The organism is Methanosarcina sp. A14 (genome assembly GCF_001729375.1).
In the GTDB taxonomy this organism is placed as follows: Archaea; Halobacteriota; Methanosarcinia; order Methanosarcinales; family Methanosarcinaceae; genus Methanosarcina; species Methanosarcina barkeri.
In genome coordinates this window covers 1-2,470 of record NZ_LZPK01000236.1, presented here as the reverse complement: position 1 = coordinate 2,470, position 2,470 = coordinate 1, and the positions used below count along the sequence as shown (strand labels likewise).

Here is a 2,470-nt window from a genome sequence, read left to right as displayed (position 1 = left end):
ATTTCATAAATTAAATTTCAAAAGTTTCAATGTTTCTGAAAATATTGTTAAAGGAATATTATTTCCGATTTTAAATTAACTTAGTGCCAGCTATTCTAGTGCTTTAGGTCTTCCTAATGCTTTAGGTCTTCCTAATGCTTTAGGTCTTCCCTAATGCTTTAGATTTCCCCTAATACTTTAAGGTCTTCCTGATGCTTTAGATTTTCCGGATAAAAGCAGAATTCAATACTAACATTTAAAATTCAATACTAACATTAAGATGCAGGAAGAGGATTTACTTTTATTTGTTGCGTGAGCGTTGTTTGTAGACCTTTATCTGAACTTATTCTCTATGTCACGATCTATCACTAAGCGATTGATCATCCAGTAAGCACTCTCTTCCAAGATACTCAATTCCCCATTTGCAGAGAGCGTCCAGGACCGGAAGCACAGTCTTTCCGAACTCGGTCAGTGAATACTCAACTCTAGGTGGGATTTCAGGATAAATTTCCCTGAGAATAAGCCCGTCTTCTTCGAGTTCCCTGAGCTGTTTCGTAAGCATCTTGGGTGAAATACCCTGCATACTTTGCTGGAGCCCTGAAAAACGCAGTTTTTCTGTCCTCAACTGCCAGAGGATAATAGGCTTCCATTTGCCTCCAATTACCTCCAGAGTTGCTTCCACAGGACACTGGCAATGTTTGTTATTCCGGATTTGACTTACCATATACTCACATAGTATCCATTTTGTTAGTTAGTATCCGGATTGCATGTATAGTATATAAGTATAGTTATTGCAAATCAGATATCAATAAATACATTTTCTTAAAGAAAGAAAAATCTGGCATCAATTGAAAAATTAATCCAGTATAAATTCAAAGAAAATGAAACTCAGATTAGACCTCAATTCGAGTTAGACCTCAATTCGAGTTAGACCTCAATTCAGGTTAGACCTAATTTCAGGTCATATCTAAGTTAAGCTTAGTTTAAAAAATTAAAAGGCGTGAATAGAATGAAAGTTATAGGCATTGTAGGAAGCCCACGAAAGAACGGAAATACGAATATCCTTGTCCAGCAGGTCCTGGAAGGCGCGGCAGAAGCAGGTGCTGAAACCCGGACATTTATTCTCAACGAGATGAACTACAAAGGTTGCCAGGGCTGCGACTATTGTAAGGGCCATGACAAGTGCAAACTTGAAGATGACCTTACGGAAGTATTCGAGGAGCTTACATCAGCAGATGGAGTCGTTTTTGGTTCTCCAATTTACTTTGGTCAGTTTACAGGCCAGATGCGGCTTTTCCTTGACCGTTGCTACTCTCTTATAAATGCAGACTTCTCTCCCCGTCTCCCTGCCGGGAAAAAAGCCGTGATTGTAGGAACTCAGGGTGCTCCTGACCCGGCAGCTTTCAAAGGTGTCTACGAGGAATTCAAAGGTCAAGTTTCTGGCTTTATGCAGGCAGAAGTAAAGGATGTTCTTGTAGGAGTTGGCTATCACGCTCCTGGAGAGGTAAAGGATAATATAGAGCTTATGGAAAAAGCGAAAAACGCAGGTCTTAACCTGTTCAAATGAAGAAAATAAATTATAATAACATCTGGAACTAAAAAACCGGAAAGTAAAAAACGGGAAGAAAGTAAAATAGGGCGAGAAAAAACTGGGTTGAAATCTTCTCGCCCAGATCTTTCAGGAATGAATAGGAGGGGTCTCATATGGAAACTCTTGAAGCAATCCACACTCGCCGAAGCATTCGAAAATACACTAACAGGCCCGTTCCGAGGGAGCTTGTTGCCGAACTGCTCAGAGCCGCAATGAGTGCTCCATCGGCGGTCAATGCCCAGCCCTGGATCTTTATTGTTATCGATGACAGGAAGCTCCTTGACGAAATTCCCACTTTCAGCCCCTATGCAGGTATGTGCAGGGAAGCTCCTCTTGCAATTCTTGTCTGTGGGGATACAACACTTGAAAAGGCTCCAGGATTCTGGGTTCAGGACTGTTCGGCAGCTACCCAAAATCTCCTGCTTGCAGCTCACGATGCCGGGCTTGGGGCAGTCTGGACCGGAATTTATCCGATGAAGGACAGGGTTGAAGGTTTCAGGAAAGCCTTCGGACTGCCTGAACATGTAATTCCTCTAGCTTTTGTACCGTTAGGTTATCCTGACCAGAAACCAGGCCCCCAGGACAGGTTTAATAAAACAAAAATCTACCACAATAAGTACGGTCAGAGAAGAGAATGAAGCTGTGAAGAAAACAGAATAAAATTCATACTGTATTAGATGAATAATAACAAGATAGAGCTATTAAAGGTTTGAATCTTCGAAAAAACGTTTAAAGGAGCTAAATTTGCCTGTTAATACCTTTTTGAAAAATAAATCGCGTTTCCGGATCTATTGGATGCTGGAAATGTAAGAGACTTTCCCAAACCAGGCTCCCAACAGAGAGATACTAAGGAAAGTACGGAAAGTATGGAAATTACGGAAAGTACGGAAAGTATGGGAA

Annotated in this window: 3 protein-coding genes; 2 read left to right on the top strand and 1 reads right to left on the bottom strand. The window is 41.1% G+C overall.

What is annotated here, in order from left to right; translation table 11 throughout:
* Positions 1–334: 334 nt before the first annotated feature.
* On the bottom strand, positions 335–703 hold the full coding sequence (locus A9239_RS11480; protein WP_048120043.1) for a helix-turn-helix domain-containing protein: 369 nt from the start codon (positions 701–703) through the stop codon (positions 335–337).
* A 285-nt stretch (positions 704–988) separates the two neighbouring features.
* Here A9239_RS11480 and A9239_RS11475 point away from each other — a divergent pair, with 285 nt between their 5' ends.
* Together A9239_RS11475 and A9239_RS11470 are read left to right on the top strand one after the other, a co-directional pair.
* Positions 989–1,546, top strand: coding sequence for a flavodoxin family protein (locus tag A9239_RS11475; RefSeq protein WP_048120045.1), 558 nt, complete (start codon positions 989–991; stop codon positions 1,544–1,546).
* A 137-nt stretch (positions 1,547–1,683) separates the two neighbouring features.
* Positions 1,684–2,208: a nitroreductase family protein gene (locus A9239_RS11470; RefSeq protein WP_048120047.1), complete on the top strand. Its 525-nt coding sequence runs from the start codon at positions 1,684–1,686 to the stop codon at positions 2,206–2,208.
* Positions 2,209–2,470 lie beyond the last annotated feature (262 nt).